Below are 25143 nucleotides of genomic sequence, written 5' to 3' on the forward strand. Positions count from 1 at the left end.
GCTTTATCCGTTCATTTGTCTCGATCCAAATGAACTGGTCTTACGGTTTACAGGAGGTAACTTGCGTTGTCCAGACCATCGAACGGGCGTTTGGACGGACGTCCAGCCGTCCAAACGCGATGGCGCAGTGCAGCAGAAAATGATGTAACTGTGGGTGTTTGCGTGCTTTTATGTCTTTTGTGTGGCTAGCAGGTATTGCAATGGAGGGCACTTTGGGGGTTCGCAAATAAAGGCGAAAAAAGTTGCTGGCTTGTCGCTCGGCGTCACGCTTTGCGCACACGGTTGGATCGTGGCAAGTCCCGTGCCAGCCGCCGCTCACCTGGCGTCGACCGGGTCTCCTCGACATTCCGGGCCATGAAGATCGCCACGTTCAACGTCAATGGCGTCCGTTCGCGCCTCGACCATCTGCTGAGCTGGCTGGAGCGGGAGGCGCCCGATATCGCCTGCCTGCAGGAGCTGAAGTCGACTGACGCTGCGTTTCCGGTCGGCGCGATCAACGAGGCGGGCTATGGCGCCCTGTGGGCCGGGCAGTCGTCCTGGAACGGGGTGGCGATCCTGGCCAAGGGAGTGGATCCCGTCGAGAGTCGGCGCGGCCTGCCCGGCAATCCGAAGGACACGCAGAGCCGATACCTCGAGGCCGCGGCGCACGGGGTGATCGTGGGCTGTCTCTACCTGCCCAATGGAAACCCGCAGCCCGGCCCGAAATTCGACTACAAGCTGGACTGGTTCGAGCGCTTCCTGCGCCACGCCGCCACCTTGATGAAAAGCGGCCACCCCGTGGTACTGGCCGGTGACTACAACGTCGTGCCCACCGACGAGGACATCTACGATCCCAAGGGCTGGCGCCGCGACGCCTTGCTCCAGCCGGAGAGCCGGGAGGCGTACGCCCGCCTCCTTGCCCAGGGCTGGACCGATGCGTTGCGCGAGATGCACCCGGACGAGCGCATCTACACCTTCTGGGACTATTTTCGCCAGCACTGGCCCCGCGATCGGGGGCTGCGCATCGATCATCTGCTCCTCTCAAAGGACCTGGCAGCCCGTTTGAAGGATGCCAACGTGGACCGTTGGGTTCGTGACCTGCCCAAGGCCAGCGACCATGCGCCTACCTGGGTGGAGTTGACGTCGCCCAAGGCCCGGAAAGTGGCAAAGCGCGGCTAGGCAGGTGGCGGAAATCGGTTAATTCGTGCGCGAGAGGCCATGTAAGCGTTTACATGGGGCGTGACGCTGCAACCGCACTTGCCACCACCCGCCCAAGTCCTAGACTAGGCAGCTATCAGGGGAGGGGGCGGACCGGGCGGTAATGAAGATCGATGGCGGCAGCGTTAATCGCCCCGAACCGGTAATGCTGAGCGAGGTTGCCGAGCGGCTGCGCAATCCCCGCATCGACCGGATCGTGGCGAGCTTCCGCGAGTACCGCGTGTCGCTCATGCGCACCGTGATCCTCGGTTTCGTGGTCATCTGGACCGCGGCCTGGCTCCGTGGCCCCGTGCCGATGGCGCTCGAAGCCCATCGCGCCTTCCCTGTCGCACTCGCCCTGTTCGCCATGAGCACGCTGTGGATGCTCTTCCTCCGCGCCCGGCAGCAGGGGCAGGGCAGTACGGTCGATGTCATCGGCAACGTGGCCAACTTCGCCATGGTTGCCTTGCTGCTCAAGTCCGCCTTCATGCTGGTCATCACGTTGACCGCCGTGCTGCCCTTCCTGTCGGTGGCCGTAGGCGTGCGTTACAGCCGCCGGGCTTTTGCCGGCGGCGTCGTCGCCTCGGTGGCCATCCTCCTGGTCAGCGCTCCGGATGGCTACTGGGTCGCACGGCCCGCCTACGCACTTTATGCGTTGGCCCTGGTCATCGTCCTGCCGATGACGCTGTACCGGATGATGGACGCGCTGCGCGAGGTGTCGGCGGAAGCCATCGCGTCGCGCGAGGCCCAGCATCGTTTCATCTCGATGATGAGTCACGAGATGCGGACGCCGTTGAGTACGGTGATCCACTCGGCCTCGCTGATCGATACCTCGGTGATGAGCGACGACCAGCGCCGCCTTGTCGCGCTGCTGGCGACCAACGCCAACGCCCTGTTGCATCGTGTCAACGCGGTGCTCGACGTGGCCTCCTTCGCTGGCGGCAGCTTCACCTTGCGCCACCAGGCGTTCGCCTTCGACGAAGTGCTGGCGACGGTGGGTGCGGTATGTCGCCCGCTCGCCGCGGAAAAGCGCATTGCGTTCAGCCTTGCCCGCGATGCCTCGGTGGAGGGCGTCTTCAATGGCGATCCGGGGCGCATCGAGCAGGTGCTTTCCAACCTGGCGTCGAACGCCCTGAAGTTCACCCCGCCGGGTGGCTCGGTCAACGTGCACGTGGAACTCCACGAGGGTGTCGGCGGGCGCGACCCGACGATCACCTGCAGTGTCTCGGACACCGGCATCGGCATCGCCGACGCCGATAAGCAGCGCATCTTCGACCCCTTCCACCAGCTCAGCGCCGGCGAGAGCCGGCGACAGGAGGGCGTCGGGCTGGGGCTGTACATCGTGCGCAACGTGTCGGAGCAGATGCAGGGTGGCCTCGATGTCACCGACAACCCGCTGGGTGGCGCTGTCTTCACCTGGCGTTTTCCCTTGCCGCGGGCGGCGGCGGGCGCGCGCAGCGTGGCGGAGACGCCGCTGGTCGAGCTGCTCGACGAGCACCGGCGCCGCGTGGAATCGCAGCGTTGCCTGGTCGTGGACGACAACGCGGCGAACCGCGAGATCGTCGGTCGCATTCTCGAGCGTGCCGGGCACCAGGCCGTCTTCAGCGCGAACGGCGACGAAGCGCTGGCGCGGCTGGGAACGGACGGTTTCGACCTGATCTTCATGGACCTGCACATGCCGGGCAGCTCCGGCTGGGATGTGCTGGGTCGCATCGACGTGATCCGGCGCACCGAGAGCGTGCCGCCTATCGTCATGCTCAGTGCGGATTCCAGCCATGACGCGGTGCGCATTGCCTTCAAGGCCGGTGCACGTGCCTACCTGACCAAGCCGATCGCCGCGCAGCGCCTCCTCGATGTGATCGAGTCCATCGCCGCCGAGCGACGGATGGAGGAAACCGCGCGCGGATGGCAACAGCCGTTGCTGGAGGAGCCGACAGAGTGGGGAACGACGAGCACGCCGCTGGACGAGATGCGCGCGCTGACCAGCGTCGAGGAATACAGGGGCTTCATCGACCTGTGTTCGGGCGCAGCCGAAAGCCACCTCGATACCTTGCGCAATGCGGTGCTCTCGCGTGACATCGCCACTGCAGCCGAGTGCATCCACGCCCTGCGCAACGTGCTGGGCAACCTTGGCGTGCCGGGTGCCTCGCGTGTCTGCGACGATCTCTCCGTGCTGATCGACGCCGGTGGCGACATGCGCGCCGCCGTGGTCGAGCTGGACGGCCTGGCTCGCTCGGTGCGCCGTTTTGTCGAGGCCCAACGCAGTGGTGCGCGCACGTCGGCGGATGTTGGCGCATGACGGATCTGGAAAGCCTCGCGCGGGACATCGGCGAGGGCGAACTGGCGGCGACCGCGATCAAGCCGGATAACGAGGCGCGCATCGTCTTTCACGGCGCCGCGCCGCATCGCCGGTTGCCGCTCGCGATCGTCTATCTGCACGGGTTCACGGCGAGCCAGGCCGAAGGTGCGCCGGCTCACCGTGAGATCGCCGCCGCGACCGGCGCTCACCTCTACCTTGCCCGGCTCAGTGACCACGGTAGCGATGCGCCGGACGCCATGGCCGGGGCGACGCCTGAGCGCTGGCGCGACGATGCCCGGCGAGCGCTCGACATCGGCCTCCAGCTGGGCGAGCGCGTGCTCCTTATTGGTACGTCCATGGGGGCATCACTTGCACTGGATCTTGCCGCGACCCGGCCGGACGTGATCGCCGGTGTCGTTGCCTGGTCGCCCGGCATTCGCGTGCACGATCCATCGCAGCTGCGCGCCGCGGTGATGCTCCAGGGCTCCGTGGCGCCACCGGGCGAACGCAGTCCCTTCCAACGTCGCTATTGGTCGTCGATGGTGCACACCGATGGCTACCGGGCGATCGCACGCCTGTTTATCGAGCGCATGCGTCCGGAGGTATTGCAGGACGTCGTTTGCGCGGTCTTCTTCGGACTGTGGGATGGCGGTGAGGGCGATCGCGACACCCTGACCTCGGCGAGCGCCATGCGCCATGCCTTCGGTTGGCTCGGTACGCCGGCCTCACAACGCCGGCTGGTGGCTTACGACCACGCGGCCCATGTGCTCGCGTCGCCGGAGCGCTCTCCGGCGGCCGCGCGTGTCCTCGCCGATTCGCTCGCCTTCCTGCGCGATATCGGTCTTACGCACTGAAGCCGCCACGCGTTATCGTGGACCCTCGACGGATGTGGGGGTGAAAGGGGTGCGTTTCGCTCGCGCAGTAGCTGCGTGGTTAGGGCTGGCCGTCGGCTGGTGCCTCGTCGTGCCCGTCGCGGCGGCGGCCGATAGCCGTGCCCGCGCGATCGACCAGTTTTACCACACGGCCTGGACGGTTCGCGAAGGTGCGCCCGGTCAAGTCACGGCGCTGGCGCAGACCAGCGACGGCTACCTCTGGCTGGGTACGCAGACCGGCCTTTATCGCTTCGACGGCGTGACCTTCGAGCATTACCGGCCGCGCGAGGGAGGGGACTTCCTCGCGTCGAGCGTCGCCTCTCTGTATGCGCCACCCTCGGGTGGACTCTGGGTCGGGTTTCGCTACGGCGTGGCGAGCTTCGTCGAAGGCGATCGCGCGACGCACTACGCCGCGTCGTCGGGCCTGCCCACGGCCACCATCTACGCGATCGGCGGCACCCCGGACGGGCGTATCTGGGCCGCGACCTTCAATGGTCTTGCTCGCCTGGACGGGCAGCGTTGGTCCCTCGTCGGCGCATCGATGGGCCTGCCGGGCAATCGCGCGCGCAACCTGTCGGTCGACCGGGAAGGGCGCCTGTGGGTCGCGACCGACCAGGCCCTCGCCTGGCTGCCCAGGAATGGCGCGCACTTCGAGCTGGCCACGCATGCCGTCGGCCGGGTGAACCGGATCGCGGAAGCGCCGGACGGCTCGATCTGGGTGGCCGAGGCCGATGGTGGTGTCCGGCCGGCCTGGGCTGGCGACTCGCCGCCGGAAGATCACGGGCCCAGCCTCAATCTCTCCTCAGCCGGCCTGCTGTTCGATCGCGATGGTGCCCTGTGGATGCCGACGCTCGGCGACGGCATCCGTCGCGTGCCACGCGTCAGCGACCTCCCGCGCGCGCAGATCGAGGCGAGCGGCACGGCGGCCCAACGCTTTATCGAACGCGACGGGCTCAGCTCCGATTACCTCAGCGCCGTCATCCAGGATCGCGAAGGCAGCATCTGGGTGGGCGGCAGTCGCGGCCTCGACCGCTTTCGCGTCAGCCGTCTTCTTCCTGCGCCGCTGTCGCCCGGCGCGAGCGACTTCGCGCTGGTCGCCGCGAAAGGTCACGGCGTCTGGGTCGGCACGAAAAATCGTCCGTTGACGCGCGTGGATGCGACCCGAGTGCAGCCGGGCGACTTTCCCGAAGCGATCACGGCCGCGTCGCGCGATCGCGAGGCGACGTGGTTGGCCGGTCCGCACGGCGTGTGGCGGCTCAAGGACGGCATGCCGGAGCGCTTTGCTTCCCTGCCAGCCGAAGATTACACCGGCGTGCAGGCCATCGTGGGCGATGGCAAGGGCGGTGCGTGGCTCTCGATCAACCGGCCGGGCATCTACCACTACACCGAAGGCGCGTGGGTCTATGACCCGATGCCAGCCATCGCCAACGATCCAGCGCCCCTGGTTCTCATGGGCGACTCGCGCGGACGTTTGTGGATGGGTTTCGCCCGCAACACCATCGTCATCCGCGACGCCGGTCACGATACGCAGCTGGGCCCGTCGGATGGGCTCGCGGTAGGCAATGTCACCGCCCTGCTGGAGAACAGCGACGCCGTGTGGGTCGGCGGCGAACTCGGCATCGGTGTGGTCGTCGGGCGGCAGGCACGAACGATCGTCACCCGCGGCGAGCCACTTCGTGGCGTGTCCGGCCTGGTTCGCGATGCCCGTGGCGATTTCTGGGCGAATACCGCGCAGGGCGTGGCGCGCATCGGCGCGGCGCACATGGCGCGGGCGCTGCAGGATTCCGCCTACCGTCCGCCGGTCACCCTGTTCGACTCGCTGGACGGGCTGCCGGGCACGCCGGCTCAGTTCCGGCCACTGCCGACGGCCGTCGTGGCCGACGATGGTCGTCTCTGGTTCGCCACCACCAGCGGCGTCGTCTCGATCGATCCGGCCGACGTACCGCGCAATCCCCTGCCGCCGCCGGTCTCGATTCGCTCCATCACCACCGATGCGGGCAACTGGCCCGTGGCGGCGACGGTGGACCTTCCGGCGCACACCGAGCGGCTGCGCATCGGTTACACGGCGACCAGTCTGGCGATGCCGGAGCGCGTGCGCTTCCGCTACCGCATGGAGGGTATCGACACGCGTTGGCGTGACGCAGGCACGGAACGCGAAGCGGTCTATACCGATCCGCCGCCGGGCCATTACCGATTCCGCGTCACCGCGGCCAACGAGGACGGCGTGTGGAATGAAGAGGGCGCATCGGTCACGATCGTCGTTGCGCCGACGTTTTTCCAGACACCCTGGTTCGTGCTCATCTGCATGCTGCTGGCTTTCGCCGCGCTTTGGCTCTCGTTCTACGTACGCATGCGCCGGATGGAAGCGCAACTGCGTGCGCGGCTGCACGAACGCCATGCCGAACGCGAGCGGATCGCCCGAGAGCTGCATGACACCTTGCTGCAGAGCATCCAGGGACTGATGATGCGTTTCCAGGCCATCGCCAATCGCGTGCCTGCCGATCAGCCTTTGCGTATTGCCATGGAGGGCGCCCTGGATCGTGCCGAAGAGGCGCTCGTGGAAGCGCGCGACCGCGTGCGTGATCTGCGTGGACATGCGGGCGAATCGTTCGCACTGGATGTCGCCCTCGTCGAACTCGCGCGTGTTTACGCGACGGAACACACCGTGCCCGTGCTGGTGCATGCGGCGATCGACATGCGGGACATGGATCCGCTGGCGCGCGATGAACTCTATGGCATCGCGCGCGAGGCGGTGCACAACGCGATCGCCCACGCCGAAGCGTCGCGCATCGATGTGGTGATCGAAACCGAGGGTACCGAACTCGTCCTCCGTGTTCGCGATGATGGTCGTGGCATCGACGACGCCGTGCTTCGCGGTGGCGGTCGCGCCGGGCATTGGGGTTTGCGCGGAATACAGGAGCGTGCGCAGGCGATCGGCGGGACCGCCGCGTTCGCATCGCGTGTCGAGGGCGGCACCGAGGTCATCGTGCGCGCGGCCGTCGACCGGGTGTTTCCTTCGCGCGCCCGATGGTGGCGGCGTTGGTATGGGTGATGCGGCGACCCTGCCGTCGATGATCGCCGCTCTCACGGCCGACCCGGGCTGGCGCGAGCCGATGGCTTTCCTTTATCGCGCCGAGGCGATCGATCAGCTCGACCTTCACCTGGTCGGTGCGAGCGGAGCATCGCTGCGCGCGCAAGCCGAGGGCTTGATCGAGGCGATGGAAGCGATCGACCGCGAGCTGTTCGATTTTTTGCGCGGACGCATTCGTCGTGGCGAGGCGCGCCAGGCGTTGTCGCCCTGGATCGCCAGCGAGGTGATGCCCGGCCAGCACTACGACGCGCTCGATGCCCTGCTAGCCGGCGTCCTCGCGATCGATGAGCCCGACGTTGCCGACCCCGCGCCACCGCCGGAGATGGTGTTTTACCAGCCCTCACCCGCGCGGCACATCGTGGACGGTATCCGGCGTGCATCGATCTCGGCCAGCGATGCCGTGCTCGACCTCGGCTCGGGGCTCGGCCACGTGCCGATGCTCGTGCACATGCTTACCGGCGCGCGTGCGCGCGGCGTGGAGCGCGAGCCCGCCTATGTGGACAGTGCGGCGAGGGCCGCCTTTGGACTGGGCCTGGGTCGGGGTGAGGTGGCATTCACCGCCATGGACGCCCGGGACGCCGATATGACCGGCGTCGACGTCTTCTATCTGTTCACGCCCTTCCTGGGCACGGTGTTACGCGACGTGCTGGCGAAGATCGAGACCGAGGCGTCCCGGCGGCCGCTGCGGGTGGTAGCGCTCGGACCCTGCGCCCGGTCCTTTGCGCGAATGCCCTGGTTGCACAGCAGGGATCCCGATCCCGCGGCGACGGATCGTATCGTGGTGTTTCGTTCCTCGCCCTAGGCTTACCAGCGCCCGCGACCGCCGCCGAAGTTGTTGTTGCCGGCACCGACAGAAATGCTGACGCCGCCCGTCGGGTGCTCGCAGTCGCCGAACGCCTGGCTGAGGCTGACCACGCCGGCCTGGTAGCTGCCGCTGCCGCCATGGCTGGCGCTGACCACGCCGGTGCTGAGGCTGCCGTGCACCTGGGGCTTGTTGTAGGTCGCGTCGTCACAGCGCGGCACGCCGCTGTCGGTCTCGGTATTGGCCATGCGGCCGCTGGTGTCGCCGTAGTAGGCGCCCGGCGGGTCCTTCGGACGGGGCGGCGTGACCGCCACGCTGCCGCCATTCTTCGGCGCGGTGCCCGCCACACTGCTGGCAGAGGCTGGCGCGGCCGTGCTGCTGGCCGGCGCCGGCACGTAGTCGGCCGGCAGCCGCAGGTTGAGGGGCTTGCTGGCGTCCTGAGCCCACGACGACGTGGCGACAAGGGCGAGGGCGGCTAGGACGGCAACGGCTTTCATGGGGAACACTCCGGGGACAGGCTCTCGAACGCTCGAGGGCGCGTCCGGTGTACCGGCCTTTGAAAGCCGGATGCCGGTCGGAGTTCCCGGCCGGCCCGGTCCACTTTACTCCGCGAGTGCCTCGTCGGCGTCTTCGGGGACGCTTTCGCCCAGACGCACGCGGAGAGCGTCGATCTCGCGACGGAGGTTGCGGTTCTCCGCCTCGAGGTCGGCTACCTGCTCGCGCAGGGCTTTCACCTCGTCGGTGGGCTTTTCGCGGGGCTTGCGCTTGGACTCGCGGACCCGCTTGGCGGCCTGCTTCAGTTCGTCGTCGCCGGCGGTGGCGGCCGCCCGCTGTTCGTCCTCGGGCAGGCTGGCCACGGCGGCGGCGGCACTGATCGAGAGCGCGCCGGACTTGACGGCGGCGACCACCTCGGGGGCGGCCTCCTTGCGGATCTTTTCGATCATGCCGACCTGGTTGCTGCTGATCCGGGCCTCGCGGGCGATGTCCTTGCGGCTGTCGACCGGCGCGGGCTTGGGCGGCTTGGGCGCGGCGGGCTGGGCATCGGTGGTGTCGAAGGGCACGTCCGATTCGGCGAGCTGTGCGCGGCGCTCGGCGAGGATCTCGCGCTTGCGCAGGGCGAGCACGCCACGCTGGAAGTCCGACACGCTGCGCCGACCCAGGTGCTGCTCGATCATCCACAAGTGGACGTCGTCGATCGAACGGAAGCGTTCGTTCTGCACCGTCTGGAAGGGAATGTCGTGTTTGCGGCAGATGCCGTATCGGTTGTGGCCGTCGACCAGCGTGTCGCCCCAAAGCACCAGGGCGTCGCGGCAGCCCTCGCTAAGCAGGCTGCGCTCCAGCGACTCGTACTCGTCGGGGGTCAGCGGGTCGATGTAGGCCTTGAGTTCTTCGTTGACGACGATGTGCATGACGGGCTGCCCTGTAAACCACAACCCACCATTCTACCGGAACCCCCTGGAAGCGACGGCGCGGGTCGCATCGCCGAATTCCCTCCGCCGCCTTTTTGTTGCAAACTTATAGTTGTCATGGCAGGGGCTTCCATGACCCACAAGGACACCGGATTCACGCCACGGCGTGCGTCTGATCGCGCTTGCGCTCGGCGCATGGTTTGGGGAAAACACGATGAATGGATTGGCAAGGATGTTGGCAGCCGCGCTCGCGCTGTCGTGGGTGACCTTCGTCGCCCAGGCGTCTCCGGTATCGGAGCTGCCGTGGAAATTCGGGCCCACCAAGGTGCAGGTCGGCCCGCAGGCGACGCTGGACGTACCCAAGGGCTACGCCTTCCTCGATCCTGAAGGCACCAAGCGTCTCAACGTGCTGATGGAAAATCCGCCCGACCAGACCGACACGTATACGCTGGCTCCGGAAGACATGGCCTGGACCGCGTTCTTCGACTACGACGACATCGGCTACGTCAAGGACGATGAAAAGCTCGACGCCGACGACATCCTGAAGAATGTTCGCGAAGGCACGGAGCAGAGCAACAAGGAGCGACGTTCGCGCGGCTGGGACACGCTCACCCTCATCGGCTGGAAGAACCCGCCGAAGTACGACAACGAGTTCAAGTCGCTGGCCTGGTCGTTCATCGCGCGCAACGACAAGGCGCAGACCGAGGTGGTGAACTACAACGCGCGCATCCTCGGCCGTAGCGGCGTGATGAACGTCGTTCTCGTCGCCGATCCGGACGGGCTCGCCACGGCGGTCAACCAGTTCAAGGGCACGATGGGTGGCTTCGCTTTCGCACCGGGCCAGGCGTATACGGACTTCCATAGTGGCGACAAGGTGGCCGAGTACGGCCTTGCCGCGCTGATCACCGGTGGCGTTGCCGCGGTGGCCGCGAAGAAGGGCTTCTTCGCGATCATCGGTACCTTCCTTGCGGCCGCGTGGAAGTTCATCCTGATCGGCTTTGCCGCGCTGGGTGGCGCCATCAAGCGCCTGTTCGGCCGCAAGGCGTAACGAGGCTCATGCTCCTGACCTCATGGTGGCTGCTCGTTGGCGTCGTCGGCATGTATCTGTACGACGCCACCTTGCTGCTTTACCACAACGAGGTCGTGCTCTTCGAGCGACGCGACGGTTCGTGGTCGTTCTCGGTGGGCTCGGACTTCGAGCTCGCCGGGCGCCATGTCTATGTTCCTGCCTTGCTCGCGCCGCATCGCGCCGAACTCCGCCTTCGCTGGTCATCGGCGCGGGTGCCGTCGGCACTGACAGCACCGCGTGGGCTGCGGGCCTGGCGGATCGGCGTCGCGGCATCGGCCTTGCCCGTGACGCTGGTGGCCATGATCTTCGCGGTGCTCCCGGTCGTGCTCCTGAGCAACGTGCTCGTGCTGCTTGGCTGGATGGTTGCCGTGTACGCGGCCATCGCGTTTGCGGTCTTCCGCGTGTGGCGCCTGCGCAAGGTTACCGGTATCGGCGGCAAGGAATTCACCGGCATCGCATCCGATGCACTCCTGTGCGCCCCGTATTCGCTCGATCTGGTCCGCAAGCAGGGCCTGCATGCCGCCGGTCGCTTCGATCTCGTATCGACCGCACGGCGCCTGCTCGACGCGGGCGAGCGTCTTCGCCTGGCAGGGGCGATTCGTGGCAGGCTCCAGCGGCAGATGGACATCGAAGAGGCGGGCAGTGAGCGCCATGCCCAATTGACTACCTATCTCCAACACATCGAAGGCGCGCTGGCATGACCCTGGCCGACATCATCGTTATCGCCATCTGCCTGGCACTGGGCTACAAATTCGCTTCATCGATGATGAGTAAATCGGAGAAGCCGGCAGCAGAGCCGCACCGCCCCGAGCCGCCGAACCTTTTCCAGCGTCAGCCGCCCTGGCATGACGTGCTGGGCGTTCCGCCCGATGCGACGCAGGAGCAGATCGTCAGTGCCTACCGCGCACGGATGAGTGAGTACCACCCGGACAAGGTGGCCAACCTCGGCCCGGATATCCGTGCGCTGGCCGAGCAGAAGGCAAAAGAAATCAATGCAGCGTATGCCGAAGCCACGGCCGGCCACTGAAGGCCAACGGACAGGGGATGAGTTGATGATGAAGAAAGCATGGTGCGCGGCGACTCTCGCGATCGGCCTCGTTTCCGCCGGGCATGTGCGGGCCGTCGAGGGTCTGAGCGATGCGGTCGGTAAGGAGGAGATGTGCAAGCACACGCTCTGCCAGCACGACATCCGCGTCACCCTGAAAACCAAGGATGGCGGCACGTACGACCATACCTTCGATGTGCTGCCGGGAACGGTACAGCCCTTCGGTCTGGCTATCGTCGCAGGCCAGGCCCTCAATCTCGAAGCGGATGTCACCGGTGACACCGTGTCGAACTTCCGTGCCGTCGCCGTAGTGACGCACCCGGAGAAGACACTGACGGCGAGTCTGGAGCAGTCGCCCAAAGGCGACATGATTCTGTCGCTTCACAATCCCTTCGATCGGCCCCTCAAGTTCGACATGGGCATCATGCCGCTCGACAATGACAAGGTACTGGCGACGTCGAGCTGCCCGATCAAGGCGGGTATGTCGTCGTTCGAGATGTGGCCCGGCGCCCTGTTTCAGGTGCTGCTGACCAAGCCACGGTTCGTCGGTACGACGGGCAAGGCGATGAACTGCGATTGAGCCTTAAAAGATGACGTGGGGATACGGATAGCGATCAGCCGGCTTATCGCAGTAGGAAAGACCCTCGGTGTAGATGTCGCCGAGTTCCTTCTCGGAAGCCAGGGGATGTATAGCCAGATACCCTCTCGCCGCAACCAGGGCACCGGCATCCGTCGGCCTGCAAGGGATGTATCGGGGCAGGTTGGCTAAGCGCACGAGGCTGGAGCTAAGCATCGTGGTTTCGCTGGCTCGGTGCACGGACAGATCGTCGTCGCCGAGCAGGCGCAACGAAACGCGGACCTGGCCAAGCGTCTGGACGCGGTCATGGTCCAGGATCATCATGCCGAGCGTCGCGTTGTACACCTGGAAGCCGAACTTCGTGCCGCCCCAGAATGCAAGAATGGCGATGGCGAGCCAGACGACATGCACCACCCATCGTCTTGGTTTGCGCACCGTGGCGGATGATTCGGTCATGGGCATCCTTTCGTGATGACGTGATGCTAGCGGATGCGTCAGGCGCTCCGGAAGAGGAGGACGTGTGACCGAAGTTGATGTGGCCATGAGCCGTGCCGTCACGTTCGCACGTGACGGCTTTGCCATTCTGCCGCGCATTGTCGCGGCGTCATCTTGTGACGCGCTAGTCGAAGATCTCGAAGCGTTGCCTCTGGCCGGCGCAGGTTCGCGAGCGCTCTTGTCGTTCGAGGGCATCGGTTCGCTGGGACGATCGCTGGCCAGCCATCCATTGATTGCGACGCTGCTGGCACCCGGTGCGCAAGCCGTGCAATGCACGCTGTTCTCCAAATCCGATACATCGGCGTGGTCGGTGACACCCCATCAGGACCTGAGCATTCCGGTGCACGAACGCCACGACACGATTGGCTGGTCGGGTTGGTCGCACAAGGAAGGCATGTGGTTCGCCCAGCCGCCCGTCGAGGTGCTTGAGCAGTTTGTCGCGGTGCGACTGCAACTGGACGACAACGCGGCGGAGACGGGGCCTCTGGAAGTCGTTCCCGGCACGCACCGGATGGGGCGTCTGTCGAGTGAGGCTATCCGGGATGCTGCCGCATCCTGCAAAGTGCCCTGCGTGGTCGAGCGCGGCGGCGTGGTTGTCCTCCGTCCGCTGCTGATCCACTCGTCGGCGAAAGGGCGTACGGCAGGGAATCGCCGGGTACTTCATTTTCTCTACGGCCCGCCCCTGCCAGGCACTTGTAAGCGTGGTTGATAGTCAACTATATTGACTATCAACCACATTGATGAGGTGCGCTGCCATGGCCCGTGACCAACCCGCCTGGTATGAAGACATCGTTGTGCCCGCGCTGCTCAGGCACGCTCGCGGCACCTACGCTGCCGCGATGCGCCGTGCGCTCGACGAGGCCGGCTACGACGACATTCCCGAAAATGGCCTGTATGTGATCGGCGGCCTGGCGGGGGATGCCAGTGACGTCCCGCTGGGGCGACTGGTCCAGGAACTTCGCATTTCCAAGCAGGCTGCCGGGCAACTCGTCGACACCCTGGTTACCCGGGGTTACCTGACGCGTGAAGGCGATCCCGTGGATCGTCGCAAGCTGGTCATCACGCTGACCGAGCGTGGCCTCGATGCCGCCGATGTGCAGGGCGCCGCGCGCGATCGCATCGACGCGGATCTGCACGCGCGTATCGGCGACAGTGGACTTCGCGCGTTGAAACGAGGGCTCGCCGCCCTCGTCGAGATCGGACGCAAGGATCGTGAGTCGACCTGACTCGCATTACCCGACGAGGAAAGCGCAGTGACGATGGAAACGGTAGAGATCAAGGCCTTCGTGCCAGCGAAGGATTTCGAGTTGTCGAAACGCTTTTACAGCGACGTCGGATTCACCGTGGCGTGGTCGTCCGACGATCTGGCCTATCTCAAGGCGGGAGAAACCAGCTTTCTCCTGCAGAAGTTCTACGTCAAGGAGCACGCCGAGAACGTCATGATGCACATGCTCGTCGTCGACGTGGCCGCCTGGTGGCAGCACCTGCAGGCCCAGGACATCGCCGGACGCTACGGCGTGCGGGTCGTTCCGCCTGCCGACCAACCCTGGGGCATGCGCGACTTTGTACTGATCGATCCCACGGGCGTACTGTGGCGGATCGGCCAGAACATCGACGTCGTTTGATTCGTTACGACCGGCCGGGAAGACGCTCGAACATCGTCACCGTCGAACCCTTATACGGTGCCTCGCCGAACGGACGATAGCCGAGCCGTTCCGCAACACGAACGGACGCGAGGTTCTCCGGATTGATGATGCACACGGTGCGCTCGGCCTCGCGCTGGGTGAAAAACCAATCGTGCGCCGCCTGCACGGCTTCGGTCGCGTAGCCCTTGCCGTGTGCGGATCGTGCAAGCACCCAGGCCGCTTCCGGGAAGGGATCGAAGTCCGCACCGAGATCGCGATGAAAGGTCGCCAGGCCCACGTCACCGACGAAGCGGCCGCCGTGTCGTTCGCGCACGGTGAACAAGCCGTGGCCGTAGGCGGTCCAGTGGCCGATATTCCGGAGCAGCTTGAGCCACGTGTCTTCGGAGGACGCGGGTCCACCGATGAAGTGCATGACCTCGGGGTCAGTGCGTGCCGCGTGGCAGTCCTCGAAATCGGAAACCGTCGTGGGACTGAGGATCAGGCGTTCGGTGACGATCATGGCGTGTCGGATTCCCTGCGGACAGCGTGTTCCCCAGTTTACGGCGCTTGCTGCCCCGCAGCGAGACTCTCTGCGGGGCAGCATCGTGCCCCTACGTCATGACCCAACCGCATACCGTTCAAGCCAGTGCGCATACGGCGCCGGCAAGGTCCAGGACGGACGCTCGAGGCCGAGCTTGCGCGCCGCGTAGTAGGGCCAGTGCGGATTGGCCAGATGCGCCTTTCCCACCATCACCAGGTCCAGCGGTCCTTCGCTGACGGCCCGTTCGGCGATCTCGGGCGTGTCGAAACCCCACGACGACGACAATGGCATGTCGACCTCGCGACGGAATCGCTCAGCAATCGGTGCCATGAAGGCCGGCGTGCCCCAGGGGATGTCCACGTCGAGCGTGGTGAACCCCATGCTCAGATCGAGCAGGTCGACGCCGGAAGCCTTGAAACCAGTGGCGACGGCAATCGCGTTTGCCACGGTCTCCTCATCCCGGCCATCGAACTCGATGACACCGAGCCTGACGCTCAGGGGCAGGTGGTCTGGCCATGCCGCGCGCACAGCGTCGACGGTTTCCCTCAGGAATCGTGCGCGGTTCTCCAGGCTTCCACCGTAAGCGTCGGTCCGGTGGTTCGAATGATCGTTGAGGAAGCTCGCGGCCAGGTAGCCATGCGCAAAGTGCAGTTGAAGGAACTCGAAGCCGGCGGCGAGCGCGCGCTTCGTGGCGGCGACGTAGTCGTCCTGCACACGCTTGATCTCGTCCAGCGTGATGGCGCGAGGGACTTTAGGGAGAAGGCCGCCAAGCGCGATGGCCGAGGGCGCGATCGTCTCCCAACCGCGGGGATCGTCGTGCGCCATGCTGTCGTCGCCTTCCCAGGGGCGATTCGCGCTCGCCTTGCGGCCGGCATGAGCGAGCTGAAGTCCGGGAACGGCACCCGCCGCCTTGATGCTCGCGGCCACCTCGGCCAGCACGACTCCCTGGCTGTCGTTCCAGAGACCGGAATCCCCCGGTGTTATGCGACCTTCGGGTGAGACCGCTGTGGCCTCCACGACGACAAGCCCTGCGCCACCACGCGCAAGCGAGGCGTAGTGGGCGCGATGCCAGTCGGTGAGGACACCGTCGATCGCCACGTAATTGCACATCGGTGAAACGACGATCCGGTTCCGGAAGGTGACGCTCCGCAAAGTATACGGTTCGAAGAGGGTGGGCATGGGTGAGAACTCCAGCTAACAAGGGGCGTCCGAGGATTGTTCGGACGAAGGACACGCCTTGAACTGGGCTTGCAGGGAGGTTGTCAGAACGGCGTCGCGGGTCCGTTCACTGCGGAGCGCTTTTCCTGAATCGGAAACATGAAAAATGACGGGCGGCTGTCGAAATCCAGGCCTGTCGTTCGTCGTCAGGATAAGGCGGGCACGGGACCCGCCCGACGACCTAATCAGGAGACGACAATGCCGCAGTATCTGGTTGCTGGTTACCTCCCCGACGACTTCGACCCCTCCCAGGTGGACGAGGCGACGGCCAACGCGATCCATGCACTCAACAAGGAAATGATTGCCGCCGGCGTCAGGAAATTCGCCTGCGGCCTTGGCGGCGCGAAGTCGCTGCGATCGCAAACCGACGGTGGAGTACTGATTACCGACGGCCCCTATCTCGAAGCCCGGGAACATATTGGTGGCTTCTGGATACTGGAATGTGCCGACATGGACGAGGCGGTAGCGTGGGCACGCAAAGGTGTGGCCGCGACGCGGGGGCAGGTGGAGGTGCGGGAGATTTTCTTCAGTCCGGCGCCTGACTAAAGCACGCGGCGCGGCTTTGCGGATGCCGGTGTCGATCAGATGATGTGATTGAAGATTCGATGAGGTTGGCGCGAGCCACGATGGGGTCCGACGCGAAGTCGCGTCCCTCGGCTAGTCGTCCCCCGACGTTCCCTTCATCTCGTATTTTTTTCTCGGCTCCGGCACGTTCCTGTCGTCCGTCGGCCTTATCTCAACGACATCTGTCGGTACGAGCCTGTGCTGCACCCAGTCGTAAAGATACTTCTTTCCATCTTCCATGCAGACCGCGTTGGCGAACAGATCGGCGCCGTCCGGATTGGCCCATAGCACGGAGACATTCATGTTCAGTACGTTGGGGTGACCGAACGTCCCGAAATCCAGCCCATTGATTCGTACCTTGTAATACATGCGTGGCTTCCATGGCAGTAGAGAGGGGGCTGCAAGCGACGAGCGTCACGATGCTTCCTTTCAATCCCAATTGGCAGCGGCCTGAATGACGGCCGGAGTGCGAGGCGGGTCGGGCAGTTCAGCCGGCTTGTCTGACTCAGCGGCCCACCTCACAAACCGGGTGAGCGCAAAGCTCGTCTGCAGGAGGATGCCCGATTCGTGGATCAGCTCTGCGACGGTGATGTCGGGATCGACGACGTAGCGCTCGTCGAGGAGGGCATCCAGGGACGCCGGATCCGATGCCGCGATATGCATGGCTACGCCATGGGCAACCGCCAGAAAAGCATCGTCTCGGGCGGCGAGTTCCGGAATATCAAACTCGACCAGGACACCTATGCGTCCGTTGTGGACATAGGAAGTAATGTGCCTGTTGTAGTGCGTCATCCGTCGGCTCCACTGTCGCCATCGTGGCTGCGAGCCATTTTACTGATGAAGGGTGCTCAGCTGTGACGGGCAAGCGTACCCCTACCGGGGTTGCTAAAATGGCCGAATGCAACCCACCGATCCCTCAGCCTTCCGCCTCACCGTCGCCCCCATGATGGATTGGACGGACCGCCACTGCCGGTACTTCCACCGGCTGCTGTCCCCCCATGCCCGCCTCTACACCGAGATGGTCACCAGTGCCGCCCTCGTGCGCGGTAACCAGATTCGCCTCCTCGAGCACAGCCACGAGGAGCATCCGGTGGCCTTGCAACTGGGCGGCAGCGATCCGGTGGAACTGGCGAAGGCGGCGGTGATGGGCGCGGAAGCCGGGTACGACGAGATCAACCTCAACGTCGGCTGCCCGTCGGACCGCGTGCAGTCGGGCAAATTCGGCGCCTGCCTGATGCGCGAGCCCGAGCTGGTGGGCGAGTGCGTCCGCGCCATGGCCGACGTGGTCGACGTCCCGGTCACGGTGAAGTGCCGTATCGGCGTGGACGACCAGGACGAGTACGCCGACCTGCAGCGCTTCACCACCACCATGATCGAAGCCGGGGTGGACATCCTTGTCGTGCACGCCCGCAAAGCGTGGCTCGAGGGTCTCAGCCCCAAAGAGAATCGCGAGATCCCGCCCCTGGACTACGAACGCGTCTATCGCCTGAAGCGCGAGTTCCCCGAGCTGACCGTCGTGATCAACGGTGGCATCACCACGGTCGAAGCGGTTCGCCAGCACCTGGGCCAGGTCGACGGGGTGATGATCGGTCGCGCCGCGTACCACGACCCCTTCGTGCTGGCGAAGCTGGAGGCCGATCTCTACGGCACGCCCCTGCCGGATCGCAGCGAGGTGCTGGAGCGCATGCGTATCTACATCGAGGCCGAACTGGCGCGCGGCGGCCAGTTGAAGCACATCACCCGGCACATCCTGGGCCTGTACCAGGGCGAGCCGGGCGCCCGCGGATTCCGCCGGCAGTTGAGCGAAGGGGCCCACCTTGCAGGGGCCGATTGGGGCCTGATCGAGGCCGCCATGGCACCGCTTCGCCACGCAGCCTGATTTCGTTCAGCTTCGGGCTGGTCGGGCGTGGGCATGATCGGCCGACCAGTCTTTCTGCGCCAGACATGAAAATCACGTTTCGTCCGCTATTTTTCGCCGCACTTTGCCTTGCTGCGCCCTTTGCCGTGCAGGCCGACCAGTCGCTGACGCTGGAGCAGGCGGTGACTCAGGTGCAAAAAGAAACCAGGGGCAAGGTGCTGTCAGCGGACACGCGGCTCGTCGAGCGCGGTCGCTTTACCGAATACCGGGTCAAGGTGCTCACGTTGGACGGTCATGTCCGCGTCGTGCCGGTCCGTACCGAAACCCCCAAGCCCCTGGACGCCAGCGCCGGGGATAACAAGGAGAAACATTGATGCGAATCCTGCTAGTAGAGGATGAGGCCCCGCTTCGCGAGACCCTCGCCGCGCGCCTGAAGCGCGACGGCTTCGCCGTGGACGCCGCCCAGGATGGGGAAGAAGGCCTGTACCTGGGCCGCGAGGTGCCGTTCGACCTGGCGATCATCGACCTGGGCCTGCCCAAGCTGTCGGGCATGGATCTGGTCAAGGCGCTGCGTGAGCACGGCCAGCGTTACCCGATCCTGATCCTTACCGCCCGCGGCAGCTGGCAGGACAAGGTCGAGGGGCTGAAGCACGGTGCCGACGACTATCTGGTCAAGCCGTTCCATGTCGAGGAACTGCTCGCCCGCATCAACGCCCTGGTCCGCCGCGCGAGCGGCTGGTCCAAGCCGGTGCTGGCCTGCGGTCCCATCAAGCTGGACACCACGGCACAGACGGTCACCGTCGAAGGCCGCCAGGTCGACCTCACCAGCTATGAATACAAGGTGCTGGAATACCTGATGCTGCACGCGGGCGAGCTGGTCTCCAAGGCCGACCTCACCGAACACATCTACCAGCAGGACTTCGATCGCGACTCCAACGTGCTGGAGGTCTTCATCGGTCGCCTGCGCCGCAAGCTGGATCCGGAAAGCGTGCTCAAGCCGATCGAGACCGTACGCGGCCGCGGTTACCGCTTCGCCATCCCGCGCAGCGAAGCGGACGAAGATTGATCCATCCGGGGGTGGCGCGACCCTTTCGTCGCGCCACCCCGAGGTAAGCTCGACGCATGGACAACGCTTCATCCACCAAACGCCGGCCTCTTTCGCTGGCCGCGCGAGCGGCGCTGGCGACCGGTTTCGCGCTCGCCGCCTTCCTGGGCCTGACCGGCCTGGCGCAGAACAAGGCGAACTACGCCTCCGAGCTGTCGGCCATGCACGACCGGCTGCACAACTACGCCATTGCCTACATCACCGGCACGGACACGACGCGTGCCGGCAAGGTGACGACGCCCGACAGCCAGCCCAATCCGGACTTTTCGCGTCCGGGCTCGGGCCTCTACGCCATCATTGTCGGCAACGACGGGTTTCGTTGGGAGTCGTCGTCGGCGCTGGGTCGCGACTTCGATTTCGTGCGCATGCTCTCGCCCGGCGAGACCGCCTTCGAACCGGTGGAAACGCGCAGCGGCAAACTCTATGTTTTCAGCTACGGCGTGTCGCTGGACACCACCGACAAACGCAGTGTGCCGTTGACCTTCGCGGTAGCGCAGACCGAAGACCAGTTCGAGCGACAGGTCGCCACGTATCGGCGCACGCAGTTCCTGTGGCTGGCCATGCTCGGCATGATGCTCATGCTGCTGCAGCTGTTCCTGCTGCGCTGGAGCCTGCTGCCGCTGCGCCGGGTATCGAGCGACCTGGCGCACATCGAGCGGGGGACGCGCGATCATCTGGATGGTCCGTACCCCGTCGAGCTGACCGTACTCACGCGACGTCTCAACGCCTTTATCGACAGCGAGCGCGAACAGCGATCCCGCTATCGCGACACGCTGGCGGATCTCGCGCATAGCCTGAAGACGCCCCTGGCCGTCGTGCGCTCGCAACTGGAAACCGATGGCGATGCGCGCAGCCTGCGTGGCGATATCCTCGACCAGGTGCGCAAGATGGACGAGATCGTCGCCTATCAGCTGTCGCGCGCCGCCACGTCGGGTCGTCGCACCATCGCGGCGGAAGAGCCCATCGCCGGTCATGCCGAGGACCTCGTGCAAAGCCTGGAGAAGGTCTATGCCGCCAAGAACGTCCTGTGCGAATTCGAGATCGACGACGGTGCCGCGTTCGCGGGCGAGCAGGGCGATCTGCTCGAACTGATGGGCAACCTGGTCGAGAACGCGTTCAAGTGGGCCGAGCACCGCGTGCTGCTCACCGCGCGAAGCAGCGGCAAGGGCAAGGGGCGCAGCGGCCTCGAACTGATCGTCGAAGACGATGGCCCCGGCATCGCGGATGACAAGATCGACAAGGTCCTGCAGCGTGGCGTGCGCGGTGACGAGCGCGTCCAGGGTCACGGCATCGGCCTGTCCATCGTGCAGGACATCGTCAAGGCGTACCAGGGCGAGTTGCATGTCGACCGCTCCGAGGAGCTCGGCGGCGCGCGTTTCAGCGTTCGTCTTCCGCCCGGCTGATCGCCTCGGCCATCAGCGAGGCACCTCAGCCTGCCGGTGACGGCCCGTAGAACGCATCGAGCAGACGCGCCACCTCGGGCGCGGCCTCACGCAGCAGGGCGGGCTGCGAAAAATGCATCTCGCTCGTTACCGCGAAATACTCTTCCGGCGCTTCGGCCGCGTAGGGGTCGATGGCCGTCTTGCGTCCCCGACCCACTTGGCGGGACAGCGTGTCGAAACCGCGCTGCATCGTCTGGATCCACTCGCGACGATTCATCGACGAGGGCAGGGGTGGCACGCCGTTCGCGGGGCCGGCCAGCATGTCGAGTTTGTGCGCCATCTCGTGCACGACGACATTGAAACCGTCCCAGGGTGCTTCGATGTCCAGCGCCACATCGGCCAGTGAGAGCACCATGGGGCCGCGCTCCCACGCCTCGCCGATCAAGGTGTCGTCGCGGTCGGTGACCACGCCGGTGGGTGCATCGTAGTGATTACGCCGCACGTTGAACTCACCCGGATAGACCAGCACGTTGGTCCAGCCCTTGAAGGCTTTCGGGCCGTGAGGCAAGGCAGGCAGGCTGGCTTGCATGGCGATGACCAGGCGCCAGAAGTCGTCCAGCGACGCGCCACCCAGTGCATGGAACCGCTTGGTGTGCAGGAAGCCGGCGGCGAGCTGGCGCAGATAGTGAAGGCGGGGTGCGTCGAGGCTACGGACGAGCGGAAGGCGCGATACCGCCTGCTGCCATAGCGTGTCGTCGATCGGGGGTACCGGCGCGCGAAACCACGCTAGCAACGATTGGACGAAACGCATGAGTGACGACCGCAGGGACTCAGAGCATCGAGCCGGGGAGCATGGACTGCCAGCTGGGAGCGGGCGAGCGCATCGGCGCGGCACCATCATGCGGACCATCGTCGGCATCGACGGGGGAGGGCGTGGGCGAGGGATTGCTGCTGCGCTGGGGGGTATTGCCCGGACGGGTCGACATGGGGTCGGCCGAATTGCTGTCGCGATTGCCCGACGACGAACGCGAGCTGTTGCCCTCGAACGACGACGACACGGCGCCGCCCAGCGAGAGCAGACTACCGGTCAGATCGATGTCGGAAGCGGCGGCGGTGCCGGTGGCACCGACGAGGCACAGACATCCGAAGATGTAGGGTCTGGCGTTCATCGGTAAACCCTGAAAACCTCCGGACATGCCGGGGGACGTCCGATCCTCTCAGAAATTTCACAGGCCTGCCAGTGCTGGAGGTCCGGCGAGGGGACGATTCCAGCGAATACGGGCGAAATGTTCGCCGCTGCCCTAGAATCGCCCGATGTCCCGGCTTCCCCCACCCCCGACAGCGGCCGCCTGACGGCCCGACGGCTACCCATGCTCGCACGCGATCTTCTCGAAGCCCTTGCTGGAGGCGATGCCGTGTCCGGCGCCACTCTCGCCAGGACAGCCGGCGTCACGCGCGCCGCGGTCTGGAAACAGATCGAGGCCCTGCGTCTGAAGGGCGTGCCCGTCGAAGCCAAGGTCGGCGGTGGCTACCGTCTGCCCTGGTCGACCGAGCTGCTCGAGGCGCCGCGCATCCGTGCCGGGCTGTCGCCCGCCGCCCTGGCCGACGTCGGCATGATCGAAGTGCACTGGGACATCGACTCGACCTCGAGTGAGCTGGCCCGGCGTATTCCCGTGCTGGACGACCTGGCATTCGTCATGGCCGAGACGCAGTCCGCGGGACGTGGACGGCGCGGGCGGACGTGGCTTTCGCCGCCGGGAATGAATCTTTACCTGTCCGTGCTGAAACGTTTCGACGCCGGCTTTGCGTCGCTGTCCGGTCTGTCGCTGGCCGTCGGCGTGATGTTGATCCGTGCGCTGGACGACCTGGGCATCCGTACCGCCGGTCTGAAATGGCCGAACGACGTGCTGGCCGGCAACGCCAAGCTGGCAGGCATCCTCGTCGAGCTGTCCGGTGAGTATTCGGGTCCTTGCGCGGCGATCATTGGCGTCGGCCTGAACATCCGCCTCCCGGATTCGCTGCACGAGCGGGCGGACCAGCCGATCACGGATCTCGCATCCTTGAGCGGTGGCCAGCCACCCGGACGCAACCGTGTCGCCGCGGCGGTTGTCGCGTCGTTGAGCGAAGGGCTCCGGCATTTCGAACGGCATGGCTTTGCGTCGTTCGCAGCGGAATACGGCGCGAGCGATCTCCTGCGCGGCCAGTCGTTGCGGGTGATCGATCCGCGTGGCGAGTACACCGCAACGGGCGAGGGCGTCGATGAACGGGGCGCTTTGCGCGTGCGTCGCGCTACCGGCGAGCTGGTGACGGTCGACAGCGCCGAGGTATCGGTGCGGCGGAGCGCGCCATGATCCTGCTTCTCGACCTGGGCAATACGCGCCTGAAATTCGCCTTGCTCGATGGCGACGCCTTCGTGCACCGTGGCGCCTTCGGCTGGGATGCGGACATCGCCCACGAACTGGCCACGCTGTGGGCCGAGTGGCCGCAGCCGACACGAATCATCGGCGCATCCGTCGTCGACACGGCCAGGGAGACGGCGGTCGCCGTCGCCGCCGATAAGGCGTTCGGCCATCAGCCGGTGTGGGTACGTACACCCGCCGAAGCCTGTGGCGTGACCAACGCCTATGCCGAGCCGCATCGTCTGGGTGTCGACCGCTTCCTCGCCATGGTCGACGCGCTCGCCGCGGGACGCGCGCCCTGCGTGCTGGCCAGTGTCGGCACGGCCTTGACCCTGGACGCGCTGGATGCGAACGGCCGGCACCTCGGTGGCTGGATCGCACCGGGGCCCCTGCTCATGCAGCAGTCCGTGCTCGGCGCCACCGTGCAGGTACGACCGACCCAGCCAGGTGCCGTGCGTGACCTGGCAGACAATACGGCCGATGGCCTCGCCTCCGGTTGCTGGCAGGCCTGCGCGGCGCTGGTCGACCGCTTCGCGGATCGCTCGGCGGCGATGCTCGGTGGTACGCCAACGGTCACCCTCGGCGGTGGCGATGCCGCCGTGCTGGCGCCCTTGCTACAGCGGGATGTGATGCTGGTGCCCGATACGGTGCTGCGTGGCCTGGCTGTCTGGGCCAAAGCGCACACCCACGCGGACCATTTCGCCTAGAATCGCGACGCCACCGGTTCGCTCAAGGCCCCCATGCTTCTGCGTTTGATGTTCGTTCTCCTGATTGCCCTCAATATCGCGGTCGCCGCGTGGCTGCTGCTGGGCGAATCGGGCACGCATGCGGTGGATCCTGCCGACAAGGGCGTGCCCACGCTCAAACTGCTCGCCGAACTTCCGGCGCCGTCCGCGACGGCGCCGGCACCGGCGGCGATGCCATCGGTTTCAGGGTCCGCGGCGACGTCGGTCCTCGCCGCCGCCGCGGCACCGGCGCGCGTGTCGGAGGAGAAGGGCACGGCGGTTTCAACGCCTCCCGTCGCTCCGGCCGTCACCGCCGCGACACCGGCCCCACGCGAGCCCGCGAAGAAAGCGCCTGTCGAGGCACCCGCCACGACAGCATTACTCGCCAGCGCGTCTACCGCGGACGCGCCGACCAGCGCCAAGCGCAGCTACCGCTGCCTCGCCATTGGCCCCTTCACCAACCAGGTCGACCTGCGCAGCACGCGCACCGCCCTCGCGCCGCGCACGGTACGCAGTCGCCAGCGACAGGAGCAGACCAGCGAATCCCACGGTTGGCGTGTCTTCCTCCCGGCGCAGGCCACGCGTGACCTGGCCCTGGCCCAGGCCCGGCGGCTCGAAGCCAAAGGCGTCAAGGATTACTTCGTGGTCAGCGCCGCCGGCGAGATGCAGAACTCGGTCGCCCTGGGCCTGTTTCACGACCCCGCGAACGCGAAGAAGCGCCGCGACGACGTCATCGCCGCCGGCTTTCCGGCGCGCATGAGCGAACGCACGGAAGTCACGCCCGTGTGGTGGCTCGACGTGGTCGTCCCCGACGACGCCAATGCCGACGTTCGCCGCGGCATCCGCAGCCCAGGTGCAAGCGCCAAACCGACCGGCTGCTTCTGATAAACT

At 65.9% G+C, this 25143-nt stretch carries 28 protein-coding genes and 1 pseudogene; 20 read left to right on the forward strand and 9 right to left on the reverse strand.

Translation table 11 applies throughout. The features are described 5' to 3' along the window. Nucleotides 1-354 precede the first annotated feature (354 nt). From BJI69_RS11035 to BJI69_RS11055, 5 genes and pseudogenes are all read left to right on the forward strand, one after another. Nucleotides 355-1134: pseudogene (locus BJI69_RS11035) on the forward strand (exodeoxyribonuclease III); the annotation flags it as partial. A gap of 208 nt (nucleotides 1135-1342) precedes the next feature. Further along, on the forward strand, nucleotides 1343-3475 hold the full coding sequence (locus BJI69_RS11040; RefSeq protein ID WP_162200976.1) for a hybrid sensor histidine kinase/response regulator: 2133 nt from the start codon (nucleotides 1343-1345) through the stop codon (nucleotides 3473-3475). After that, nucleotides 3472-4329 (forward strand): alpha/beta hydrolase, encoded by an 858-nt coding sequence (locus tag BJI69_RS22285; RefSeq protein WP_052767127.1) that lies wholly within the window; start codon nucleotides 3472-3474, stop codon nucleotides 4327-4329. Before BJI69_RS11040 ends, BJI69_RS22285 begins: the two co-directional genes overlap by 4 nt. A gap of 49 nt (nucleotides 4330-4378) precedes the next feature. Then, complete coding sequence (locus BJI69_RS11050) at nucleotides 4379-7399, forward strand: sensor histidine kinase (RefSeq protein WP_046967309.1); 3021 nt, start codon at nucleotides 4379-4381, stop codon at nucleotides 7397-7399. After that, nucleotides 7392-8240, forward strand: coding sequence for a hypothetical protein (locus BJI69_RS11055; protein WP_053057316.1), 849 nt, complete (start codon nucleotides 7392-7394; stop codon nucleotides 8238-8240). The genes BJI69_RS11050 and BJI69_RS11055 overlap by 8 nt, the downstream gene beginning before the upstream one ends. Before the next feature lie 2 nt (nucleotides 8241-8242). On the opposite strand, the gene BJI69_RS11060 is transcribed toward BJI69_RS11055, so the two are convergent. Together BJI69_RS11060 and BJI69_RS11065 are read right to left on the reverse strand one after the other, a co-directional pair. Continuing rightward, nucleotides 8243-8737, reverse strand: a complete 495-nt coding sequence (locus tag BJI69_RS11060; RefSeq protein WP_046967289.1) for a hypothetical protein — start codon at nucleotides 8735-8737, stop codon at nucleotides 8243-8245. Nucleotides 8738-8842: 105 nt separating this feature from the next. Then, the gene (locus BJI69_RS11065) at nucleotides 8843-9649 is read right to left on the reverse strand and encodes a ParB N-terminal domain-containing protein (RefSeq protein ID WP_046967288.1); all 807 of its coding nucleotides are present in this window, start codon (nucleotides 9647-9649) and stop codon (nucleotides 8843-8845) included. Nucleotides 9650-9881: 232 nt separating this feature from the next. On the opposite strand from BJI69_RS11065, the gene BJI69_RS11070 reads away from it, so the two are divergent. From BJI69_RS11070 to BJI69_RS11085, 4 genes are read left to right on the forward strand one after another with little or no spacing between them, the layout of a single operon-like run. Beyond that, the gene (locus BJI69_RS11070; protein ID WP_052767124.1) at nucleotides 9882-10697 is read left to right on the forward strand and encodes a DUF2167 domain-containing protein; all 816 of its coding nucleotides are present in this window, start codon (nucleotides 9882-9884) and stop codon (nucleotides 10695-10697) included. 8 nt (nucleotides 10698-10705) lie between these two features. Further along, on the forward strand, nucleotides 10706-11419 hold the full coding sequence (locus BJI69_RS11075) for a hypothetical protein (RefSeq protein WP_046967287.1): 714 nt from the start codon (nucleotides 10706-10708) through the stop codon (nucleotides 11417-11419). Next, nucleotides 11416-11745, forward strand: coding sequence for a J domain-containing protein (locus BJI69_RS11080; RefSeq protein ID WP_052767123.1), 330 nt, complete (start codon nucleotides 11416-11418; stop codon nucleotides 11743-11745). The genes BJI69_RS11075 and BJI69_RS11080 overlap by 4 nt, the downstream gene beginning before the upstream one ends. A gap of 25 nt (nucleotides 11746-11770) precedes the next feature. Then, complete coding sequence (locus tag BJI69_RS11085) at nucleotides 11771-12343, forward strand: hypothetical protein (protein ID WP_046967286.1); 573 nt, start codon at nucleotides 11771-11773, stop codon at nucleotides 12341-12343. 3 nt (nucleotides 12344-12346) lie between these two features. Here BJI69_RS11085 and BJI69_RS11090 read toward each other — a convergent pair whose 3' ends face one another. Next, nucleotides 12347-12796, reverse strand: a complete 450-nt coding sequence (locus BJI69_RS11090) for a hypothetical protein (RefSeq protein ID WP_046967285.1) — start codon at nucleotides 12794-12796, stop codon at nucleotides 12347-12349. A 64-nt stretch (nucleotides 12797-12860) separates the two neighbouring features. Between BJI69_RS11090 and BJI69_RS11095 the strand changes: the two genes are divergently transcribed. Genes BJI69_RS11095 through BJI69_RS11105 form a run of 3 tightly spaced genes read left to right on the forward strand, consistent with a single transcriptional unit; the run spans nucleotide 12861 to nucleotide 14460 of the window. Continuing rightward, nucleotides 12861-13544 (forward strand): phytanoyl-CoA dioxygenase family protein, encoded by a 684-nt coding sequence (locus BJI69_RS11095; protein WP_052767122.1) that lies wholly within the window; start codon nucleotides 12861-12863, stop codon nucleotides 13542-13544. 46 nt (nucleotides 13545-13590) lie between these two features. Beyond that, a complete protein-coding gene (locus tag BJI69_RS11100; protein WP_052767121.1) occupies nucleotides 13591-14061 on the forward strand; it encodes a MarR family winged helix-turn-helix transcriptional regulator in 471 nt (156 codons plus the stop codon). A gap of 33 nt (nucleotides 14062-14094) precedes the next feature. After that, nucleotides 14095-14460: a VOC family protein gene (locus BJI69_RS11105; protein WP_181016764.1), complete on the forward strand. Its 366-nt coding sequence runs from the start codon at nucleotides 14095-14097 to the stop codon at nucleotides 14458-14460. 4 nt (nucleotides 14461-14464) lie between these two features. Here the strand turns inward: BJI69_RS11105 and BJI69_RS11110 are convergent, their stop codons facing one another. Then, nucleotides 14465-14980 carry a GNAT family N-acetyltransferase gene (locus BJI69_RS11110; RefSeq protein WP_046967283.1) on the reverse strand — a complete coding sequence of 172 codons (516 nt, stop codon included), beginning with the start codon at nucleotides 14978-14980 and terminating at the stop codon, nucleotides 14465-14467. A gap of 96 nt (nucleotides 14981-15076) precedes the next feature. Then, on the reverse strand, nucleotides 15077-16180 hold the full coding sequence (locus BJI69_RS11115; protein ID WP_046967282.1) for an NADH:flavin oxidoreductase/NADH oxidase: 1104 nt from the start codon (nucleotides 16178-16180) through the stop codon (nucleotides 15077-15079). 237 nt (nucleotides 16181-16417) lie between these two features. Between BJI69_RS11115 and BJI69_RS11120 the strand changes: the two genes are divergently transcribed. Further along, complete coding sequence (locus tag BJI69_RS11120; RefSeq protein WP_046967281.1) at nucleotides 16418-16765, forward strand: YciI family protein; 348 nt, start codon at nucleotides 16418-16420, stop codon at nucleotides 16763-16765. A gap of 111 nt (nucleotides 16766-16876) precedes the next feature. On the opposite strand, the gene BJI69_RS11125 is transcribed toward BJI69_RS11120, so the two are convergent. Further along, entirely contained in the window at nucleotides 16877-17152 is a 276-nt protein-coding gene (locus BJI69_RS11125; protein WP_046967280.1) for a hypothetical protein, read from the reverse strand. A gap of 60 nt (nucleotides 17153-17212) precedes the next feature. Next, nucleotides 17213-17575: a translation elongation factor Ts gene (locus BJI69_RS11130; protein ID WP_046967279.1), complete on the reverse strand. Its 363-nt coding sequence runs from the start codon at nucleotides 17573-17575 to the stop codon at nucleotides 17213-17215. A 106-nt stretch (nucleotides 17576-17681) separates the two neighbouring features. On the opposite strand from BJI69_RS11130, the gene dusA reads away from it, so the two are divergent. From dusA to BJI69_RS11150, 4 genes are all read left to right on the forward strand, one after another. Further along, the gene (dusA, locus tag BJI69_RS11135; protein WP_046967278.1) at nucleotides 17682-18662 is read left to right on the forward strand and encodes a tRNA dihydrouridine(20/20a) synthase DusA; all 981 of its coding nucleotides are present in this window, start codon (nucleotides 17682-17684) and stop codon (nucleotides 18660-18662) included. Nucleotides 18663-18727: 65 nt separating this feature from the next. After that, a complete protein-coding gene (locus tag BJI69_RS11140) occupies nucleotides 18728-19015 on the forward strand; it encodes a PepSY domain-containing protein (protein WP_052767120.1) in 288 nt (95 codons plus the stop codon). Continuing rightward, a complete protein-coding gene (locus BJI69_RS11145; protein WP_046967277.1) occupies nucleotides 19015-19707 on the forward strand; it encodes a response regulator transcription factor in 693 nt (230 codons plus the stop codon). The genes BJI69_RS11140 and BJI69_RS11145 overlap by 1 nt, the downstream gene beginning before the upstream one ends. A 56-nt stretch (nucleotides 19708-19763) precedes the next feature. Further along, nucleotides 19764-21149 (forward strand): ATP-binding protein, encoded by a 1386-nt coding sequence (locus BJI69_RS11150; RefSeq protein WP_046967276.1) that lies wholly within the window; start codon nucleotides 19764-19766, stop codon nucleotides 21147-21149. A 25-nt stretch (nucleotides 21150-21174) separates the two neighbouring features. Here BJI69_RS11150 and BJI69_RS11155 read toward each other — a convergent pair whose 3' ends face one another. Next, nucleotides 21175-21939 carry a M90 family metallopeptidase gene (locus BJI69_RS11155; protein ID WP_046967275.1) on the reverse strand — a complete coding sequence of 255 codons (765 nt, stop codon included), beginning with the start codon at nucleotides 21937-21939 and terminating at the stop codon, nucleotides 21175-21177. Between the two features lie 19 nt (nucleotides 21940-21958). Next, a complete protein-coding gene (locus BJI69_RS11160; RefSeq protein ID WP_046980448.1) occupies nucleotides 21959-22297 on the reverse strand; it encodes a hypothetical protein in 339 nt (112 codons plus the stop codon). Nucleotides 22298-22498: 201 nt separating this feature from the next. On the opposite strand from BJI69_RS11160, the gene BJI69_RS11165 reads away from it, so the two are divergent. Genes BJI69_RS11165 through BJI69_RS11175 form a run of 3 tightly spaced genes read left to right on the forward strand, consistent with a single transcriptional unit; the run spans nucleotide 22499 to nucleotide 25137 of the window. Beyond that, nucleotides 22499-23479 carry a biotin--[acetyl-CoA-carboxylase] ligase gene (locus tag BJI69_RS11165; RefSeq protein ID WP_046980447.1) on the forward strand — a complete coding sequence of 327 codons (981 nt, stop codon included), beginning with the start codon at nucleotides 22499-22501 and terminating at the stop codon, nucleotides 23477-23479. Beyond that, entirely contained in the window at nucleotides 23476-24234 is a 759-nt protein-coding gene (locus tag BJI69_RS11170; RefSeq protein ID WP_046980446.1) for a type III pantothenate kinase, read from the forward strand. The genes BJI69_RS11165 and BJI69_RS11170 overlap by 4 nt, the downstream gene beginning before the upstream one ends. Nucleotides 24235-24267: 33 nt before the next feature. Beyond that, nucleotides 24268-25137 carry an SPOR domain-containing protein gene (locus BJI69_RS11175; RefSeq protein ID WP_071924936.1) on the forward strand — a complete coding sequence of 290 codons (870 nt, stop codon included), beginning with the start codon at nucleotides 24268-24270 and terminating at the stop codon, nucleotides 25135-25137. The last annotated feature ends 6 nt before the right edge of the window (nucleotides 25138-25143 follow it).

Origin of the sequence: Luteibacter rhizovicinus DSM 16549 (assembly GCF_001887595.1) — a bacterium.
In the GTDB taxonomy this organism is placed as follows: Bacteria; Pseudomonadota; Gammaproteobacteria; order Xanthomonadales; family Rhodanobacteraceae; genus Luteibacter; species Luteibacter rhizovicinus.

Excerpts from the sequence above, each read along its gene's own strand:
- BJI69_RS11100 (WP_052767121.1), top strand. The coding sequence starts at position 13,591 with ATGGCCCGTGACCAACCCGCCTGGTATGAAGACATCGTTGTGCCCGCG.
- BJI69_RS11075 (WP_046967287.1), top strand. The coding sequence starts at position 10,706 with ATGCTCCTGACCTCATGGTGGCTGCTCGTTGGCGTCGTCGGCATGTAT.
- BJI69_RS11065 (WP_046967288.1), bottom strand. The coding sequence starts at position 9,649 with ATGCACATCGTCGTCAACGAAGAACTCAAGGCCTACATCGACCCGCTG.
- BJI69_RS11105 (WP_181016764.1), top strand. The coding sequence starts at position 14,095 with ATGGAAACGGTAGAGATCAAGGCCTTCGTGCCAGCGAAGGATTTCGAG.
- BJI69_RS11115 (WP_046967282.1), bottom strand. The coding sequence starts at position 16,180 with ATGCCCACCCTCTTCGAACCGTATACTTTGCGGAGCGTCACCTTCCGG.
- BJI69_RS11140 (WP_052767120.1), top strand. The coding sequence starts at position 18,728 with ATGAAAATCACGTTTCGTCCGCTATTTTTCGCCGCACTTTGCCTTGCT.
- BJI69_RS11090 (WP_046967285.1), bottom strand. The coding sequence starts at position 12,796 with ATGACCGAATCATCCGCCACGGTGCGCAAACCAAGACGATGGGTGGTG.
- BJI69_RS11170 (WP_046980446.1), top strand. The coding sequence starts at position 23,476 with ATGATCCTGCTTCTCGACCTGGGCAATACGCGCCTGAAATTCGCCTTG.
- BJI69_RS11145 (WP_046967277.1), top strand. The coding sequence starts at position 19,015 with ATGCGAATCCTGCTAGTAGAGGATGAGGCCCCGCTTCGCGAGACCCTC.
- BJI69_RS11155 (WP_046967275.1), bottom strand. The coding sequence starts at position 21,939 with ATGCGTTTCGTCCAATCGTTGCTAGCGTGGTTTCGCGCGCCGGTACCC.
- BJI69_RS11080 (WP_052767123.1), top strand. The coding sequence starts at position 11,416 with ATGACCCTGGCCGACATCATCGTTATCGCCATCTGCCTGGCACTGGGC.
- BJI69_RS11130 (WP_046967279.1), bottom strand. The coding sequence starts at position 17,575 with ATGACGCACTACAACAGGCACATTACTTCCTATGTCCACAACGGACGC.
- BJI69_RS11040 (WP_162200976.1), top strand. The coding sequence starts at position 1,343 with ATGCTGAGCGAGGTTGCCGAGCGGCTGCGCAATCCCCGCATCGACCGG.
- BJI69_RS11175 (WP_071924936.1), top strand. The coding sequence starts at position 24,268 with ATGCTTCTGCGTTTGATGTTCGTTCTCCTGATTGCCCTCAATATCGCG.
- BJI69_RS11055 (WP_053057316.1), top strand. The coding sequence starts at position 7,392 with ATGGGTGATGCGGCGACCCTGCCGTCGATGATCGCCGCTCTCACGGCC.
- BJI69_RS11150 (WP_046967276.1), top strand. The coding sequence starts at position 19,764 with ATGGACAACGCTTCATCCACCAAACGCCGGCCTCTTTCGCTGGCCGCG.
- BJI69_RS11060 (WP_046967289.1), bottom strand. The coding sequence starts at position 8,737 with ATGAAAGCCGTTGCCGTCCTAGCCGCCCTCGCCCTTGTCGCCACGTCG.
- BJI69_RS22285 (WP_052767127.1), top strand. The coding sequence starts at position 3,472 with ATGACGGATCTGGAAAGCCTCGCGCGGGACATCGGCGAGGGCGAACTG.
- BJI69_RS11160 (WP_046980448.1), bottom strand. The coding sequence starts at position 22,297 with ATGAACGCCAGACCCTACATCTTCGGATGTCTGTGCCTCGTCGGTGCC.
- BJI69_RS11125 (WP_046967280.1), bottom strand. The coding sequence starts at position 17,152 with ATGTATTACAAGGTACGAATCAATGGGCTGGATTTCGGGACGTTCGGT.
- dusA (WP_046967278.1), top strand. The coding sequence starts at position 17,682 with ATGCAACCCACCGATCCCTCAGCCTTCCGCCTCACCGTCGCCCCCATG.
- BJI69_RS11165 (WP_046980447.1), top strand. The coding sequence starts at position 22,499 with ATGCTCGCACGCGATCTTCTCGAAGCCCTTGCTGGAGGCGATGCCGTG.
- BJI69_RS11070 (WP_052767124.1), top strand. The coding sequence starts at position 9,882 with ATGTTGGCAGCCGCGCTCGCGCTGTCGTGGGTGACCTTCGTCGCCCAG.
- BJI69_RS11085 (WP_046967286.1), top strand. The coding sequence starts at position 11,771 with ATGATGAAGAAAGCATGGTGCGCGGCGACTCTCGCGATCGGCCTCGTT.
- BJI69_RS11120 (WP_046967281.1), top strand. The coding sequence starts at position 16,418 with ATGCCGCAGTATCTGGTTGCTGGTTACCTCCCCGACGACTTCGACCCC.
- BJI69_RS11110 (WP_046967283.1), bottom strand. The coding sequence starts at position 14,980 with ATGATCGTCACCGAACGCCTGATCCTCAGTCCCACGACGGTTTCCGAT.